The sequence below is a fragment of the Virgibacillus sp. FSP13 genome (assembly GCF_054048505.1).
The window spans coordinates 24099-41399 of the sequence record NZ_JBSVKG010000010.1; the positions used below are offsets into that span (position 1 = coordinate 24099).

11 protein-coding genes and 1 riboswitch are annotated in these 17301 nt (G+C 38.9%); of the genes, 7 read left to right on the forward strand and 4 right to left on the reverse strand.

Features of this window, described 5'->3' with window-relative positions; translation table 11 throughout:
- Positions 1-10 precede the first annotated feature (10 nt).
- Positions 11-1747 carry a 2-succinyl-5-enolpyruvyl-6-hydroxy-3-cyclohexene-1-carboxylic-acid synthase gene (gene menD, locus ACW2QC_RS10570; protein ID WP_457543937.1) on the reverse strand — a complete coding sequence of 579 codons (1737 nt, stop codon included), beginning with the start codon at positions 1745-1747 and terminating at the stop codon, positions 11-13.
- A 4-nt stretch (positions 1748-1751) separates the two neighbouring features.
- Positions 1752-3140: an isochorismate synthase gene (locus ACW2QC_RS10575; RefSeq protein ID WP_457543938.1), complete on the reverse strand. Its 1389-nt coding sequence runs from the start codon at positions 3138-3140 to the stop codon at positions 1752-1754.
- Between the two features lie 230 nt (positions 3141-3370).
- On the opposite strand from ACW2QC_RS10575, the gene ACW2QC_RS10580 reads away from it, so the two are divergent.
- The 3 genes from ACW2QC_RS10580 to ACW2QC_RS10590 all read left to right on the forward strand — a co-directional run bounded on the left by ACW2QC_RS10580 (position 3371) and on the right by ACW2QC_RS10590 (position 5756).
- On the forward strand, positions 3371-4297 hold the full coding sequence (locus tag ACW2QC_RS10580; protein ID WP_457543939.1) for a 1,4-dihydroxy-2-naphthoate polyprenyltransferase: 927 nt from the start codon (positions 3371-3373) through the stop codon (positions 4295-4297).
- A gap of 22 nt (positions 4298-4319) precedes the next feature.
- Positions 4320-4706, forward strand: a complete 387-nt coding sequence (locus ACW2QC_RS10585) for a hotdog fold thioesterase (protein ID WP_457543940.1) — start codon at positions 4320-4322, stop codon at positions 4704-4706.
- Positions 4707-4860: 154 nt separating this feature from the next.
- Positions 4861-5008: riboswitch (FMN riboswitch) on the forward strand.
- 166 nt (positions 5009-5174) lie between these two features.
- Positions 5175-5756, forward strand: coding sequence for an ECF transporter S component (locus ACW2QC_RS10590; protein WP_457544038.1), 582 nt, complete (start codon positions 5175-5177; stop codon positions 5754-5756).
- Positions 5757-6464: 708 nt separating this feature from the next.
- Here the strand turns inward: ACW2QC_RS10590 and ACW2QC_RS10595 are convergent.
- Both ACW2QC_RS10595 and ACW2QC_RS10600 read right to left on the reverse strand, forming a co-directional pair.
- Complete coding sequence (locus tag ACW2QC_RS10595) at positions 6465-10949, reverse strand: S8 family serine peptidase (protein WP_457543941.1); 4485 nt, start codon at positions 10947-10949, stop codon at positions 6465-6467.
- A gap of 600 nt (positions 10950-11549) precedes the next feature.
- Positions 11550-12608: a M20/M25/M40 family metallo-hydrolase gene (locus ACW2QC_RS10600; RefSeq protein ID WP_457543942.1), complete on the reverse strand. Its 1059-nt coding sequence runs from the start codon at positions 12606-12608 to the stop codon at positions 11550-11552.
- 147 nt (positions 12609-12755) lie between these two features.
- On the opposite strand from ACW2QC_RS10600, the gene ACW2QC_RS10605 reads away from it, so the two are divergent.
- The 4 genes from ACW2QC_RS10605 to ACW2QC_RS10620 all read left to right on the forward strand — a co-directional run bounded on the left by ACW2QC_RS10605 (position 12756) and on the right by ACW2QC_RS10620 (position 17101).
- Positions 12756-13310, forward strand: a complete 555-nt coding sequence (locus ACW2QC_RS10605) for a thioredoxin family protein (RefSeq protein WP_457543943.1) — start codon at positions 12756-12758, stop codon at positions 13308-13310.
- A 649-nt stretch (positions 13311-13959) separates the two neighbouring features.
- Complete coding sequence (locus tag ACW2QC_RS10610) at positions 13960-14961, forward strand: potassium channel family protein (protein ID WP_457543944.1); 1002 nt, start codon at positions 13960-13962, stop codon at positions 14959-14961.
- Between the two features lie 89 nt (positions 14962-15050).
- Positions 15051-15440 carry a S1 domain-containing post-transcriptional regulator GSP13 gene (yugI, locus tag ACW2QC_RS10615; RefSeq protein ID WP_457543945.1) on the forward strand — a complete coding sequence of 130 codons (390 nt, stop codon included), beginning with the start codon at positions 15051-15053 and terminating at the stop codon, positions 15438-15440.
- Positions 15441-15754: 314 nt separating this feature from the next.
- A complete protein-coding gene (locus ACW2QC_RS10620) occupies positions 15755-17101 on the forward strand; it encodes a glucose-6-phosphate isomerase (RefSeq protein WP_457543946.1) in 1347 nt (448 codons plus the stop codon).
- The last annotated feature ends 200 nt before the right edge of the window (positions 17102-17301 follow it).

Here is a 17301-nt window from a genome sequence, read left to right on the forward strand (position 1 = left end):
ACCCCGCATCCTACCCCTCTAGGATTTCATTTTCAATGGCTTGCCAACGATCGCGGTGCCACACTGCGTTTGCTTCGCGATCTGTTTTCACTTCTATAACAGACAGTCCTTTATTGTTGTAACTTGAATCTAGTGCATGTTTTAATTCAGATTCATTTCTCACATTACTATATGTTCCGCCATACATCGTAATAGCTTGTTGAAAGTCAATATCAATTGGTGTTCCAAATAATGCTTCGAAATGTTTTTTATCATTTACTTGTGGTAAAAAGGAAAAAATCCCCCCACCATTGTTATTGATTAAAAGAATTGTAACCGCTAGATCATAATGCTTGGCAGCCAAAAGACCGTTAAGATCATGGAAAAATGACAGGTCGCCAAGCAATAATGTTATATGTTTTCCTTTAGCAGCTGCACCCAGTCCACTCGATACCATGCCGTCGATACCATTCGCCCCTCGATTAGCTAGCACGCTAACACTTTTGCTCGTAGTCATGAAAAAGGTATCTAAATCCCTAATTGCCATACTGTTTCCAACATACAAATTGCTATTATCAGGTAGGACATCCAGTAGACATCTTACAGCACTACCCTCTGTTAATGCATTTTCTCTAGAATCAGCCGTTAACTGTTTTTTGGCAATTTGATTCATTTGTAGCCATTCATTCAACCAGGAAGAATCAAAACTTATATCCTTTGCAATCCGTACAAGATCTTGGCACAGCATCATTGCATCAGCATAAATGAATTCAGTAGCGTTACCAGCTGGTTCGCGGTATCCGGCAGTTTCCTCGACAACAAATTGTTCAACGTCTTTATGTTCTTCTACATAAAATCGATATGGTTTCGCTACAGGCATCGCACCAAACCGAATAATAAAATCAGGTTTAAGTTGTTTTCGGATTCCTTTATTACGTAGGAAAGCATCATATCCTTCAATTATATGATCTTTTTGATGCTGTCCAGATCTCACTCCTGACAATGGATCCGCTAAAATCGGTAATTGTAACATGGATGCTAACTGGGTAACCGCTTCTGGAAAATCATCGTTTGTTTGTGGACCGCAAACAATTAACCCTTTTTGTCTTCGGCGCAGTTTTTCAAACAATCCATGTAACTGGTCCGGATGTACCCTCTTTGCTCCATCAAGTGTAGGATAATAGTTTTGCTCCATTTGTTTTCCCCATAAATCTTCCAATGAAAAATCCGGGATAAGTGGCTCCCGTAGTGGAAAATTCAAATGGACAGGTCCACTGTTTCCTTCCTTTGCCATGTGAACCGCACGTGCTGCTTTGCTTCGTACATAATCAAGCATTTTTGGATTGCCTTCTGGTAACGCCATTTCATTAAACCATTTCACATAGTCTCCATACAACTTAATTTGTTCAATCGCCTGAGGAGCACCAACATCACGCAGTTCATGTGGACGATCAGCAGTTAAAACGACTAAAGGCACTCTACTATAATGCCCTTCAACAATAGCAGGAAAATAATTTGCAGCAGCCGTTCCAGATGTGCATACAAGAGCTACTGGGCGTTTGTTTTGTTTTGCCATTCCTAAAGCAAAAAAGGCTGCTGATCGTTCATCAATAATGATCCACTGGTTCATTTTTGGATGTTCCGTCATTGTCATTGCAAGCGGCGTTGAACGTGAACCAGGCGAAATAACAACTTCTGTAAGTCCACTCTTAACTAGTTCATCAACAAAATTTGCAATATATCGTGTCAGTGTTTCAGTATGTTCCAATTTTTTATCCCCCTAAAACGGAAAGCATTGGTGTCAATTTAATCTGCGTTTCCTCATATTCCGCTTCTGGATCGGAGTCTTTTACAACCCCACAGCCAGCGAACAACGATGCTTCATCTCCCTGGATTAACCCCGACCGAATTGCCACAGCAAATTCGCCATTTTGGTTACTATCCAGCCACCCAACAGGTGCTCCATACCAACCTCTATCCAATTGTTCGTGTTCCCTAATAAAAGCTAAGGATTCCTCGCGGGGAACACCACCTAATGCTGGGGTTGGATGTAACTCTTTAATGATATCAAAAATACTATAGCCATCTTTAAGTGTAGCCCTAACAGGTGTGTATAAATGTTGTAAGTTTTTTAATGGATAAACAATGGGTTCATCTGGCAGTTGAATGTTTGTACAATAATCTTTGATCGCCTGCCTAATCATTTTTACAACAAAATCATGTTCATCCCTATTTTTTGAATCATGGAGCAAGGACTGGCTAATTTTCTTATCTTCATCAGCTGTTTTTCCTCTTGGTGCTGTTCCCGCTAAACACGTGGAGAGCAATTGCTGACGTTCTAATTTCACAAGTCGTTCTGGAGTTGCCCCAATAAAACAATCGTCATCATGTTCAAAAGCAAACACATAACTATTTGTTTGAGTAGCAATTAGTTTATCTAAAATGGGCGTGATTTCTGCTTCTTTCGTTAGTTTTAACCGCATTTCACGAGCAAGCACTATTTTTTGGGCTTTATTTTGCTGAATTTCATCTGTTGCTGCTGTAACGATCTGTTTCCATTGGTCTGGAGCGATTTCTTGTTTTGATTCGAGTTTTGCTTCATTTGGAAGATCTCTTGTTTCATAAAGCAACCTAGCTTCCATTCGCTTTAATTCGTTAGCAAGCTGGACAGGATGATCATCTTTGGTCACCTGTGTATTAATCGTTATATAATAACTTGTCCTATTTTTAGTTAATGTAAATTGTGGAATTCGAAATTCGCTATTCTTAAATTCTTTCCACAATGATGATTTTGCCTTTTTAGGGTCAAATGCCATACCACCCATGATAACTAATCCCGTACCTTGTGTTTGATAAGGATTATGAATGGTTGCATTTTCCACCTGCTCACTCCACTTTCTTTCCGTTTCCTGAAACCGATTATTGTCTGCTACAATAGGATAAACATTACCAATTCCGACTAAATAAAAACCATCGGCAGTACTTGACCAAAATGTACGGTCCATATTCAAGTCTTTTGCCGCTTCAAAGAATTGGAGCGGATCAATTTCTTCATTTATTTCTTTTGTAAAACTAACAAGCTGCGTTCCATCAGTCGCTTTAGCTTGAACAATTGCTTGATCCAATAACGATTCCAACAACGCTTCTTTCGTTTCAATCATCTATCTAAACCTCCGTTGCACGTACAAGTCATAAACTTCCTTCTCTATTTTATTCTCTTTTACATGGATTCTCAAGGATTGGACTATTACTTAGCTAAAAACAGAGAACATCTATTGAATAAATACTAGTTTCATTTTCTTGACGATTTTGTGACATTAAGTAATTGACACCCCCTACCGAATTGCCTAAACTTAATATGATATTGATGAAATTCAGGGGGAGCACATTTATGCATTCGACGACAATTAAGCAAGCCTTAAATGAAAAGGAAGGCTTTCAAATTTGGTGGCGCCTGTTAAGGCCACATACATTAACTGCATCATTTGTTCCTGTATTTGTTGGGACTATGCTTGCATACATTGATGGAGCAATAAACATCATTTTATTTTTAGCAATGTTAATCGCATCTATGCTTATCCAATCAGCAACAAATATGTTCAATGAATACTATGATTTTGTTCGAGGCTTGGATAACGAGGAATCTGTTGGTATAGGTGGAACAATCGTACGTGATGGAATATCAGCTAAGACAGTTTTACGGTTAGCGTTCATTTTCTTTGGGATTGCAATGTTATTAGGTCTTTATATTTGTTTTGTTTCAAGTTGGTGGATCGCGGTCATTGGTTTAGTATGTATGCTTTTTGGCTATTTATATACAGGCGGTCCTCTACCAATCGCCTATACACCACTTGGCGAATTATTCTCCGGGTTTTTAATGGGTACTGTCATAATCGGTATTAGCTATTTCATCCAAACATTGACAATAACGGGGACTGTTATTCTAGTATCCATTCCTGTTGCCATTTTTATTGGAAGTATAATGATGTCCAATAATATTCGGGATTTAGACGGAGACAAAGAAAACGGACGAAAAACAATTGCTATCTTGCTTGGCAGAAAAAATGCCATCCGTTTTTTGAGTGGCCTATTTGTTATCGCTTTTGGATTAACAGCATTTTACATTATCGATGGAATGTTACCAGTCTGGTCGATCCTTGCCTTCTTAAGTATCATAAAGGCAATTGATGTTATTAAAAAATTTCAAGGGAAGACAAAACCTCTCGAAATGTTACCGGCTATGGTAGCTACAGGTAAGACGAATACAATTTATGGATTTTTATTAGGAATCTCATTGCTATTAAGTAAGTTATTCTAATTTTTTCAGGGGGAATAATTTTATGGAATTAAAAAATACGTTAATGAATTCACTCGGAATCGAAGTCCAAACACTTGATGAGGAACTCGTCATCATGACAATGCCTGTTGATCATCGAACACATCAGCCGGCAGGTTTTTTGCACGGTGGAGCAAATGTTGCACTTGCAGAAACTGCGGCAAGTGTTGGTGCATATAACCATGTAGATCCAGAGCAATTTAGTGTGTTCGGCATGGAAATCAATGCCAATCACATAAAAAGCAAGCGTGATGGTGTTGTAACCGCAAAAGCAGTTCCACGACATATTGGAAAAACAACAATGGTTTGGGAAATCAACATTGTTGACGAGCAGGAAGAACTTATTTGTATGTCACGCTGTACGATTGGAGTTGTACCGAAAAGGAAATAAATTCTTTAGATTGAACGGAGTCATGATCGACGATAATCTTAAAGGTTGCCTCATAATTGGGACAACCTTTTTTAATGTGCTCTAATAAAAAAGAAGCAAATCACTTTTCAAACTGATAAAATCATTGTATAATCAGACTACAATAACATATCGATTCCATCTTCGGGGCAGGGTGCAATTCCCGACCGACGGTAATGAACTATATTTGTTCTAAGTCCGTGACCCGCTCGAGCCAAGTCTCAGCGGCTGATCTGGTGTAAATCCAGAACCGACAGTTACAGTCTGGATGGGAGAAGATGTCGAGCCGTTTTTCTGGTGCATATTGTTATGCGCTATTTCTTTCCTGTATATGAAACTATACCCTAAAGCCCCGATTAGGCAGGCTTTAGGGTTTTTATTTTGCACAGAAAATGGCCTATCCTTCATCACCAGATGTGAATCGATAACAGATGAAGGAGGAATTCGATGATGCAAGACACGCAATCATCAAAACTACTTAAACTTATTATTCTAGCATTATTAGGAACCATTTCACTTTTACTATTTTTCCTAAACTTCCCGGTACTACCAGGTTTTGGTTACCTGAAAATTGATTTTAGTGATGTACCAGCATTAATTGCTGCTTTAATCTTTTCACCGCTTGCTGGGGTAATTGTAGAGGCAATTAAAAATGTCCTTTACATGGCAATTGGTGGTGGTGAGCCTGTGGGGATAGCCGCAAATTTCTTAGCCGGCGTCATGTTTGTCGTTCCGGCAGCTGTTTTGTATCACAAATTCAAAGGTGTTAAAAGTATCGTATCTGGTTTAATTGCTGGCACAATAATAATGGCAATTGGGATGAGTGTTTTAAATTACCTCGTTATTTTACCAATCTATGCATTATTTATGGGCATGGAAGAGATGAATATAGAAAGTGTTAAATGGTATACAGTAGTGGCAGGAATTCTACCGTTTAATATAATAAAAGGAATCATCGTCGGAATCTTATTTGTTCCCCTCTTTGTCAAAATGCGTAGCTGGATTGAACAGAAGCAAGCTAACATTATTTAAAAACTTTAAAGCTAGCCAAATTTAGTGGCTGGCTTTTTTATTTGGGCTGTTTTTTGCGTTGTTGGCTGCTAGTGAGGAAGTATTTAATTTCGCAATTGATATAAAATGCGACGTAACTTGAAATGATGGTTGGTGCGTTTACCCGCTCCGGAAATACACTACGCTTTCCGCGGGCGGCTGTTGAGCCTCCTCGAGCTGTCGCTCTGCGGGGTCTCACCTAGGCCTTTCCTCCCGCCGGAGTCTCCGTGTATTTCCTCCACTGGTATTGCATTTACTACCATTAACTGTAGTAGTAAGTCGCATCCTACCACTTTACTAGTCCGGGTGAGTGGAGGGTGGTGACTCCTGCGGGAACAGCACGTGTCCGAAGACCCCGCAGAGTGGTTTGAAAGGGAAGGTCGACTAAAACCGTCCTTTGCGGACAACGTCGACATACCCCTCGCCGGGGCAAGGAGGCTGAGGCCGTGCCCGCGGAAAGCATCCACCCGGAGCGATCCCGGACGGCGGGATATGCACGTACTTATAGAAAAGAGCCTAGCAGTTATGTCGCAATTTATATCAACTGCGAATAAATAGGAACAAGCATAACGAAAATAAATTTATATTGTTAAAATAGCTGAAACCTTGGTGGAGTAGCATATCTCGGATTTTCCCATAAAGAAATGCAGAAGGAATATTCCATCCTTCTGCATTGCGGTTTAAAACAGATTATTCTTCATCAATATTGATAAATAATTTACCATCTGCTGTTTGACGTGTTTCGTTGCCATAGTCATCAACAACTTTCACTTCAATGACAGCACCATCTGCTTTCACATTATTAGTAGCTGTCCAGTACCCAACATAATGTCCATCAGAAGTTTCACGCATTGGCAATTCTGTTGCATTATTCCCTTGTGTATTTGTTAGTGGCATATGGATAAAGAATGTTGCATCCAATCCTGGCTCACTATCAAATTCAATTTTCACGCTTTCACCGGATTGAAGGTTTACATCATCTGTTGGTGTCACGTTTTCGATAACTGGTGCATTGTATTTTACATCAAGCGTAACTTTCTGCTTAGCCTTGTTTCCTGCTTGGTCTTTGGCAACTACTTTAATCACGTTTTCACCATTATCAAGCAAGATACGTTTTGCATACTTTCCGTCGGTAACTTTTGCCTTTTTACCGTTCACTTTAACCCAGTCAACGTTAGCATCAGCAACAGTTCCTTCAACAGTAACTGTTTCACGATTCGTTTTACTTCCATCTTTAGGGTTATCAATTGTTAACTCTGGTTTTTCTGTATCCAATGTTACGGTAACAGGATCCGATTCACCTGTTTCTTCACCATTTACCATGGATATTGCAGTAAATTGATTTTCCCCTTCTGTAAGTTCAGCTGGAATCGCAAATTTACCATCGTCCCCAACTTTAACTGTATCAACTTCTTCTCCGTTATTATTCAATTGTATAGTTGTTGTAGGAGATGCAGTTCCTTCAACAGTTATATCAGCTTCATTTGTTATAAAGTTTTCAGTTGGCGAAGTAATAGCAGGCGCACTTACTTCATAACTTACACGAGCACGTATCATATAGTTACCCTCCGCAGCAGGTGATGGTGACCACGTACCGCCAACTAACTGATAGCTTCGTTCTGCATTGGTTCCATCTTCATCCGTTGCAAGACCTGGTGTATTTGGATTAGGATGAGTTTGAATGTAAACCATATAAAAGTCTTCGTCAACGATAATGTTATGCTCACTTAAATCAACAACGGTCCACTCCCCATTACGCAATGCTTCAGCATCGATTGGGCCAGCGATTTTCTCACCTGGTTGACCGTCTTCACCAGATGCATCCCAAACTTCTACTGCGAATTCTGTGCCACCAGGATCTGGAAACTCTGTATTCCAGAAACGGAACACGCCATCCGTAACGACAGCAGAATCTTTGCCTTCAGGTAAGGACATTTTTACTGCCCAACCATTTCCAGCGTCATAAAATGCCCGAGCGTTTTCGGCAGATCCATCGTCATAGCCAATTTCTCCACCTGGATATGTGTAGAATGGCTCAAGTTCAACATCTACATCAAGATCCTCATCTTCAACTGTGATTTCAACTTCTTTACTATGATAATCACGTGCTAATACTTTAAGAGTGTAGGTACCTTCATATGCTGTTAGTGAATAATTACCCTCTTCATCCGTTTCAACTGGTGTAACATTCGCATCTTCAACAAGAAGAATAGTTGCACCTTCAATCGGATCACCTGTTTTCTCATCCGTAATTGTACCGCTAACTGTTCCCTGTGAAATTTCTTCCAATGTAAAGTCAGCTTCGGCGACACCGTCATCCTCAATTGTTACAGTTTGTTGTTTTGAGCTAAAACCATAGGCCTCTGCTTGCACTGTAAATGTTCCCGCAGGATGGGTTAAGGAATATGAGCCATCTTTCGGATCGGTATTAACAGATCGTCCACTTTCCAGAACACTTACTTGTGCACCGATTGGCAATAGTGTAGGATTGATTACATCCTCTTCCACTGGAGGATTCTCATTTTTAGGTATTTCCGGCTTAATTTTTGCTGGATTTACCTTTTCTTTTAATGCTGCTTTATCATTACTTTTAATAACACCAAGGCCATTATTTGCCTTGTTACCCTTATGAACGCCTAGGCCTAGTCCTTTTCCTTTATTTAAACCAAGTCCTAGTCCTTGCCCTTTTCCTTTATATAGCCCTAATCCTAAACCTTTACCATGGTTTTTTCCTATTGAAACCTTACTACTTTGCGGTGTATCAGATAACGCAACGTCATCAATATACCATCCTTCTCTTGTAACACTACTATCTGAAGTTACATTGAAGCCGATATAGATTCGTTGACCACTATAATCTGATAAATCAACTTCTGCACTTTCCCAGTCATCTGTTACTCCCTGTACACGTGTTAATTGTGTCCATTCTTCTTGATCTGTTGAAACAAACACATGACCGAAGTCGTAAGCTCTTCCTGATTCATACATTTCTAAATCATGCCATTGGTTAAATTGTAGATACGTATTGCCTTCTGGTAAATCAATTGGTGGCATGACAAGTGTTGCATTCATACTGCTGTCATAATCACCAGCCAAGTTCGTTGCGTAGACATTATCACCCGATGCTGCATTTTCCGGACCAGATGTTGGTTCGCCACGTTCCCAGCTATTGTTTTCACCAAAAGTTGTCCAGCCAGTAGCTTCAGCTTCAAAATCTTCTGCATATCCAACTGTAATACCTGAATTAACGGTTACCGTATATGCATCGCTTTCAACTTCATTATTTCCAAAATCACTTATAACCCATTTATAGGTAAGTGAGTCTTCCTTAATCTGATCCCCAGGGATAGCTGCCGCATATTCACCTGACTTAAAATCACCAGATGTACGCACAGCTTCAACTGTTTTCCACTCACCATTCGTGTCTTGGTACTGTAATTCCACTGATCCAACACTGATATTATCGGTGGCCTTTACAGATAAATTTAAATCCATTCCAGTATATGTTTCTGCAGGTGCAGTATGCTCAAATGCCGGTGCTTCTGTATCTTCACCTTGCTTGGTTACTTGTCCCTTTAATGTTCCAATTCCACTGTCAAGTGAAGAAACAGCATTATATGCATTAACTAACCCATAACCATATCCATTATTTGGTGTTTCTGGATATTCATTGTCTGTCAATGGTGTTGCTGTATTTAATAAAACTTCTTCCATTTCATCAATGGTAATACTTGAATCAACTTGGCGAAGCAACGCTGCTACACCTGACACTGCAGGTCCTGCCATTGATGTACCACTCTTTCCGCCATAATCACTTCCAGGGACGGATGAACGAATGCCAACTCCTGGAGCAGATATGTCTGGTTTAATTTCATCATATGGAGATGGTCCTCGTAATGAAAATCCTGCTAGTGCATCATTGCTATCCGTCGCTCCAGTCGCAAATGATTCAGGATAATTTGCTGGTGTTGCAACAGATCCTGGTCCACCTGGATTAAATAAGTCTGTATTTCCCGCTGAAAACTCTGGGAAGATTCCAGCAGACCGCCAGTTAATGACTACATCGCGGTACCACTCATCAAGGCCTGGACCACCACCCCAAGAATTATTAACAACATCTGGAGCCATATCAACTCTAGCATTTCCATCAGCATCTGTAGGAGCTAAAATCCACTCAGCAGCAGCCAATAGATCAACGTCCGAGCCACCATCTTCTGTAAAAGCCTTAACGGCAATAAACTTTGCACCTGGAGCAACCCCGATTTGGTTTGATCCATCCGGTTCACTGCCAACCATTGTGCCGGTTACGTGTGTTCCATGCCCAATATCATCATATGGTTCGGCTTCATCAACTGTTGCATCAAACCAGTTGAAATCATGATCAACTTCCCCAGTTGCTGTGTCATAACCACGATATTTTTCTTTTAGTGCTGGATGGTCCCACTGAACACCTGTATCAATGCTAGCTACAACTGTTCCTGTACCATCAATTCCCATTTCCCAAACTTGTGGGGCACCAACACGTTCAACGCTCCATTCCACATCTGACTCGGAAGTTTTAGCGTCTTTTGCTTTCGATGTTTTCGCTTCTTTCGTTGTATTAGTAAACAATTGTCGTGTTTCATTCGGTAATATTTTCTCAACCTCATTGTAAGTTGCTATTTTTTGTGCTACTTCTTTTGTTGCTGTAACGGCCATACCATTGACAATATAATACGACTTTATCTTCTCAACTTTTCCGCTTTCAGCTTCTTTTTCAAGGTAGTTGGTTACATTTCGCTGTGTCTCTAACGAAGTTGATTTTAATTCCGATACAACGGCAGAACGTTGAATAAGTTCCGTTTTTTGAGCTGTGATGTTTGCCTTACTTGCGTCCTTTTTCGCTTGTTCAGCGACCTTCTTCGTATCTGCCTTTTCTTTGAATTTTACTAAAAACGTTACTTTGTCATCCTTTTTGAATTCATCTAGCAAGCGATCACTTACTTTTACTTTTGCGGTCGTCTGGGAATCATTTAATGACTGGTGTACCTTGTCATTTGTCTCAGCACTTGCCATTCCGGGTGCAAATAATGAAAATGTCATGAGTAATGACGCGGCAATGCTGATTGCACGTCGTTGCCGTTTTTTCCTCAAATTCTTTTCCTCCTCCCGATTTTTGAAACTGTCCTTTACCATTGGTCGTCTTTGCTCTGAACGACTTTATTCACAAATCAGACTCCAGCAATCGACGACATCATGAAAAAAACATCCTTCCCCCCTTTCTCTACAGGTAATTGTGAGAGTTCTGTGATGTCCGTGGTTCATGTTAAGTGTCTTTCTAGCTGTTAAGGAAACTATAATTGATAATCCACGAAAAAGGTGTCGAATGGTGTCGTTTTAAATCAGAATTTTCCAAATTGATAGATAAGTACTGTCTCCCACATTTTAGATGCAGACAATATGCCTAGTTCTTAAAATTCGATATCTTTGTTACCAATCGTCACGAAGCTATTTTATTAAGCATGCGACTATAAAACTACTTGTTGTTTTTTTTCATCAGATATAAAAAATGCGCTGATACACCTAGAAAATAATTCCTATTTTGTTCAATAAATGAAAAAGTAGATAACAACTAGTTCCTTTTCACCTAATTCGCGTGGAAATTTGTCTTTTAAACGATGATTTAGTCGCATTATCAAACGACATAATGAAGCCAAATGACCTATCACCTCATTTCGAACAATAAAAAAGCCTTAATTCTTTTAAAAAGAACTAAGACTTGATGTTTCTTAAATTTTATTCTTCCAATGGGTTTAAGCTTTCTTCTCCTGTTAAAGAAGCAATCATTGTAACAAGCAATTCAATTTCTTCATCGATATCTTTTAGGCTTGATGTTTCAACTGGTGAATGCATGTACCGCAATGGCAATGATACAAGGGATACCGGTACACCGCGACCAGTTAATCGCATTTTATCTGCATCTGTTCCGGTCATCCTAGGTGTTAATTCATATTGCACATGCATGTTTAATTTTCTAGCAGTTTTTTCTAGCAGTTTATTGATTTTAATATTGATTGGGGCGCCTTTTGCAAGTACCGGCCCTTTTTCCAGACGGACATCCCCATGTTTATTTTTATTTACACCAGGATAGTCTGTCGCGAACGTTACATCACAGGCAATTGCCATTGTTGGTTGAAGACCTGCTGCTGCAAAATACGCACCACCCATGTTTGTTTCCTCATTAACTGTACTTGCGGCATAAACGCCAACCTGGCATCCTTTTTCAGACAACCGACGAAGAACCTCGGCAACAATAAAGGAACCTGTGCGATTATCTAAGCCTCGACCAGATATGTAGCGGTCCATAAATATTTCCGGTTCGGTTTTATAAACGGCAAGATCACCAATTTGCACGTATTTTTCGGCTTCTTCCTTGGTTTTCCAACCACAATCAATAAACAAATCCTCGAGGTCAAAATTATCTTTAAGTCCTCCATGGTGTTGTGCGTTAACCCCAATCACTCCGGTTATTGTCTTACTAAGCCCCAACACAGTAGTCTTCATGCCGACCGCTGCTTTTGGATTAATCCCTCCCATTTTGTCAAAATGTAAAAAACCGTCTTCATCAATCCGATTAATTACAAGTGCAATTTCATCACAATGCCCAGCAAGTAACACTTTAAATGGTGCATCAGGATTTAGTACGCCAATTGCATTTCCAGCGTTATCGGTTTTGATTTCATCGGCGAAATCTTCAACGTAATCAATCCACTTTCTCTGAATCTCCATTTCATTACTAGACGGTGAAGGTGTATGCAATAATTCCAATAAAAAATCCCTATTTGCTTGTTCCATATTGTTTCCTCCCAAAACTTGATTAAAATGTTAATTTTTTCTATAACAATCATAGCAAATTTTTAATAAGGAAGCACTTTTGTTTACGAATTCTTACTTATTGGGTAGACTCATAGCAGACCGTGAATGGAAGGGAGCAAGTTACAAATGAATTTAAACCAATGGTATGAAAAAGGGATGTCACCAGATACATATATTGAGTCGATGGAGAAACATAAGAATAACCTTTTACATATTTATGATCACTTTACACCACCTAAGGATGACGGTTCTACACAAGCAATTAAAGATAAAAATCTTCGTGTAATTGTTTTGACAGAGGATTGGTGTGGCGATGCAATGCTTAATATTCCCATTTTGCTTCATCTTTCTGAGCAAACAAACGTGCCTGTTCGGATGTTACTGCGCGATCAAAACTTAGATTTAATGGATCAGTATTTAACAAATGGAAAATCGCGCTCAATCCCAATTTTTATCTTTATTGACGAAGAAGGAAACGAAGTAGCTAAATGGGGACCGCGTGCCAAAAACATTCAACACTTTGTGGAGGATTCTCAAAATAATTTACCTGCTAAAGATTCAACAGATTACAAGGAAAAATTTCAGGAAATGTTACTGTTTATGACAAAATCATTCCGGGATAATACAGACTTTTGGAATGACGTTTATCAAAGCTTGAAAACAACATTAAAAAATAGTTAAATCCAAACTCACTCAACTCGAGTGAGTTTTTTCATTTTCGCGCCGTATAACTTAATAGGACCTTTGTCTATACTAATCAAGAAATACTGTTTTCTAAAAGATTGTTGTTCTTTATACAATAGATATAGAATGCGCCATAGTGAAAATTTTCTCTTGCTCTAATGATAATGAGTGCTTGAATCCGCTACGCCAGAATACTTCGCTACCAAAGGTTTTCTGGCTTAAGAGAAGTTATTGAATTAAAGTTTCATGATTTTCTTCTCACGGGAACAGAAAGACTTTTTAAGGCTTGGGGAAAATGCGAGACTCCTCGAAAATGAAATACACATTTTCTTCGTGCGGTGAATATTCAAGGATGCCTTTTCAGAGTCCTATGGGAAAGGAACAGCCTGAAGACCCCACAGGAAGCGGTTTTCTTCCGAGAAGGCTGAAGCGTTCCCCATGGAAAGCGAGTATTTTCCCCAAGCCGCGAATTACCACTCATCATGTAAAGGATGGGAGGAAGTCACACTAAAGTTATGTCGCAGTTTATCAACTACGAAATTAATAAAGCAATAAACATTACGAAAAGGGGCTTTAGGAGAAGCGTAATACTAGCTATAAATAAAAGGTTTTGTTTACTTATCTCTTTAGACATAAGGTGAAAAACATGAACATTGAAGTAATTAAACATATTTATTTTCGACTTCCGGTTATTGTTCGTTTGCTACTAACTATTTTTGTTGTCATGATTTTTTTCGGGATCATTATCCATTTTGTTGAACCAGCACAATTTCCTTCTATTTTCGATGGTGTATGGTGGGCATTTGTAACTGGGGCAACAGTTGGTTACGGTGACTATGTTCCACTAACATTTTTCGGAAAAATCATTGGCATTTTGTTAATTTTATCTGGCGGTGGCTTGTTAACCTTCTATATTACACATATATCTTCGGCAACTATTCAACATGAGCAGGAACTGTCAAAGGGAAACGTTGCTTTTAAAGCGCGCAATCACGTGATTTTTATCGGATGGAATGAACGAACAAGGCAATTGGTAAAGTTAACATCAGATCATGATCCCAATATTGAAATCGTCTTAATCGACCGCACATTGAATCACTTGCCATATAAACAATTTCCAGTACATTTTATTCATGGTGATGCAAGTGAAGATGAAACACTGGAACAAGCTAATATTAAGATGGCCGCACATATTGTTATTGCTGCAGATCATACAAAAAAAGAACGTCAGGCTGATCATAACACGATTTTGACAACGGTAGCAGTAAGAGGAAACAACAAGGATGTACCGATCATTGCGGAGATTCTCTCTAAAAGTCAAATTGAAAATGCGGCACGTGCAGGAGCATCTACGATTATTCGTTCGAACGATTTCATGAGCGTTTTACTCTATCATGAGTTGTTCAATAAGAAGGATTCCGAACCATATGAAACCATCTTGCAGCTTTTATCCAGCCAGCATTTTGAACAAATAACAATGCCAAAAGAACTAGACGGGAAAACCTTTCAAACAGGCGTTGTGTATTTTTCCGAAAAACAACACATACTGCTTGGACTAATACGCAAGCAAAAGTGGAAAATTAATCCGTCTGCTGACTTCAAACTAAAAGAGGATGATACCTTAATAACAATGTCATCCCATCAATAGTCACTACTTATTTTTGCTTGATATCGTAATTTATGTTAAAATATCTTATTGTGTAAAAGGAATCGAATAAGATATAGGAGTTGTTCAGCATGACAGACAAGTTTGAAACTGGTCAGGTTTTACAAGGAAAAGTTACAGGAATTCAACCATATGGCGCTTTCGTTGCCTTAGATGAGGAAACACAGGGCTTAGTTCATATCTCTGAAGTAACACACGGTTATGTAAAAGATATTCACGATCATTTAAAAGTTGGAGATGAAGTAAACGTTAAAGTGTTAAATGTTGATGAGGAGAATAATAAAGTATCATTATCAATCCGCGCAACAGAAGAAGCACCAAAGAAAAATACAAAGGCACCAAAAACTCAAACTGCAAAACCACAACAAGACAGTGGATCAAACGGGTTCAATACACTAAAAGACAAGTTGGAAGAATGGATTGAGCAATCTAAAGAACGTGAAGGAACGTTCAAAAAATAAAGTGTAAAAAGAGGCAGACTCAAGTTTATATTGGCATAATCGTTGTCAATTTCACTCGAGCCTGCCTCTTTTTTTACCCTTTTCACACGCACATTCTTGATTTACCAGCTTTCATTCGGTAAATTTAAAGTGAACGTATTTTTAAAGGTTGTTCAAAAAGTCACCAAATGATAAGCGGCGAATCTCTTCGTTGGCTTGTCTTTCCGGTCCTCATGTAGATTTTGCCTACACTCCGGTCCTCAAGACTACGCCGCCTCGACCTTCTTGCTTCTAATTTGGCATCTTTTTGAACACGCACTTATAGGAGGATAAAAATGACACATATTACATTTTCATATGAAAAGGCACTTTCGTTTATGGATAAATCTGAAATTAGAAACCTAGATCAATTCGTTTTGTCTGCTCACAATGCTATCCATAACCAAACAGGTGCAGGTAATGACTTTTTGGGCTGGGTTGATTTACCCGAGTCCTATGATAAAGAAGAGTTTTCACGAATTAATTCAAGTGCAGAAAAAATTCGCCAAGATTCAGATGTACTTCTTGTCATTGGAATTGGCGGATCCTACCTAGGGGCACGTGCAGCAATTGAAATGTTAAACCACTCTTTCCAAAATTTGCTCTCTGATAATATACGAAACAGCCCGCAAATTATTTTCGTTGGTCATCATATGAGTTCTACTTACATGAAGGATTTGTTTGATGTCTTGGAAGGTAAAGATGTATCCATCAATGTTATCTCAAAAAGCGGTACAACAACTGAACCAGCGATCGCCTTTCGGATATTCAGAAAATACTTAGAAGATAAATATGGAAAAGAAGAAGCGAAAAAACGTATTTACGCAACAACTGACAAAGAAAAAGGTGCATTAAAAACTTTAGCAGATGAAGAAGGCTATGCATCATTTGTGATTCCCGATGATGTCGGTGGCCGCTATTCCGTTCTAACTGCTGTTGGACTATTGCCAATTGCTGTAAGTGGTGTGTCAATCAGCGAGATGATGCAAGGTGCCAATGATGCAAGAAAAGATTTGGCTGAACCTAGCCTAGAAAATAACCCAGCATACCAGTACGCAGCAGTCCGGAACATTTTATACAATAAAGGAAAGACAATTGAGATGCTCATTAACTATGAACCACAATTACAATATTTTGCCGAATGGTGGAAACAATTATTTGGTGAAAGTGAAGGAAAAGATCAAAAAGGAATTTTCCCGTCATCTGCTAACTTCACAACTGACCTTCATTCATTGGGACAATATATTCAAGAAGGTCGACGTGATATATTTGAAACAGTTCTTTACGTCAACAAGGCAAAACATGAATTAACACTAGAAGAAGACAAACAAAACTTGGACGGCCTTAACTATTTGGCTGGCAGAACAATTAGTGATATCAATCAAAAGGCATACCAAGGTACACAATTAGCTCATACAGATGGAAATGTCCCAAACTTAACCATCGAAGTACCTGAACTAAATGCATACACGTTTGGCTATTTAGTTTACTTTTTTGAAAAAGCATGTGCCATAAGTGGATATTTATTAGGAGTCAATCCATTTAACCAGCCAGGTGTTGAAGCTTATAAGAAAAATATGTTTGCCCTATTAGGGAAAAAAGGCTTTGAAGAAGAAAAAGAAGCATTGGAAAAAAGACTTTAAAGTTTGTATTTAAAGCTATCAAGTTAGTAGCAAGCTAAAGAGTTACTTTATTTGGCGGCTTTTGAACAACTATTTAAAAAGAGATAAAAAATTTTACCAAAAAAGGGTTTATCTTTTTTAAGACCGGGTAATACTATTATTGTAAGACTTTCTCGTATTCCCCCTGTAAGCAAAGCGTATAAGCGCTTTGCTTTTTTTTA

Excerpts from the sequence above, each read along its gene's own strand:
- ACW2QC_RS10605 (WP_457543943.1), top strand. The coding sequence starts at position 12,756 with ATGAATTTAAACCAATGGTATGAAAAAGGGATGTCACCAGATACATAT.
- ACW2QC_RS10580 (WP_457543939.1), top strand. The coding sequence starts at position 3,371 with ATGCATTCGACGACAATTAAGCAAGCCTTAAATGAAAAGGAAGGCTTT.
- yugI (WP_457543945.1), top strand. The coding sequence starts at position 15,051 with ATGACAGACAAGTTTGAAACTGGTCAGGTTTTACAAGGAAAAGTTACA.
- ACW2QC_RS10590 (WP_457544038.1), top strand. The coding sequence starts at position 5,175 with ATGCAAGACACGCAATCATCAAAACTACTTAAACTTATTATTCTAGCA.
- ACW2QC_RS10575 (WP_457543938.1), bottom strand. The coding sequence starts at position 3,140 with ATGATTGAAACGAAAGAAGCGTTGTTGGAATCGTTATTGGATCAAGCA.
- ACW2QC_RS10595 (WP_457543941.1), bottom strand. The coding sequence starts at position 10,949 with ATGGTAAAGGACAGTTTCAAAAATCGGGAGGAGGAAAAGAATTTGAGG.
- ACW2QC_RS10610 (WP_457543944.1), top strand. The coding sequence starts at position 13,960 with ATGAACATTGAAGTAATTAAACATATTTATTTTCGACTTCCGGTTATT.
- ACW2QC_RS10585 (WP_457543940.1), top strand. The coding sequence starts at position 4,320 with ATGGAATTAAAAAATACGTTAATGAATTCACTCGGAATCGAAGTCCAA.
- ACW2QC_RS10620 (WP_457543946.1), top strand. The coding sequence starts at position 15,755 with ATGACACATATTACATTTTCATATGAAAAGGCACTTTCGTTTATGGAT.
- ACW2QC_RS10600 (WP_457543942.1), bottom strand. The coding sequence starts at position 12,608 with ATGGAACAAGCAAATAGGGATTTTTTATTGGAATTATTGCATACACCT.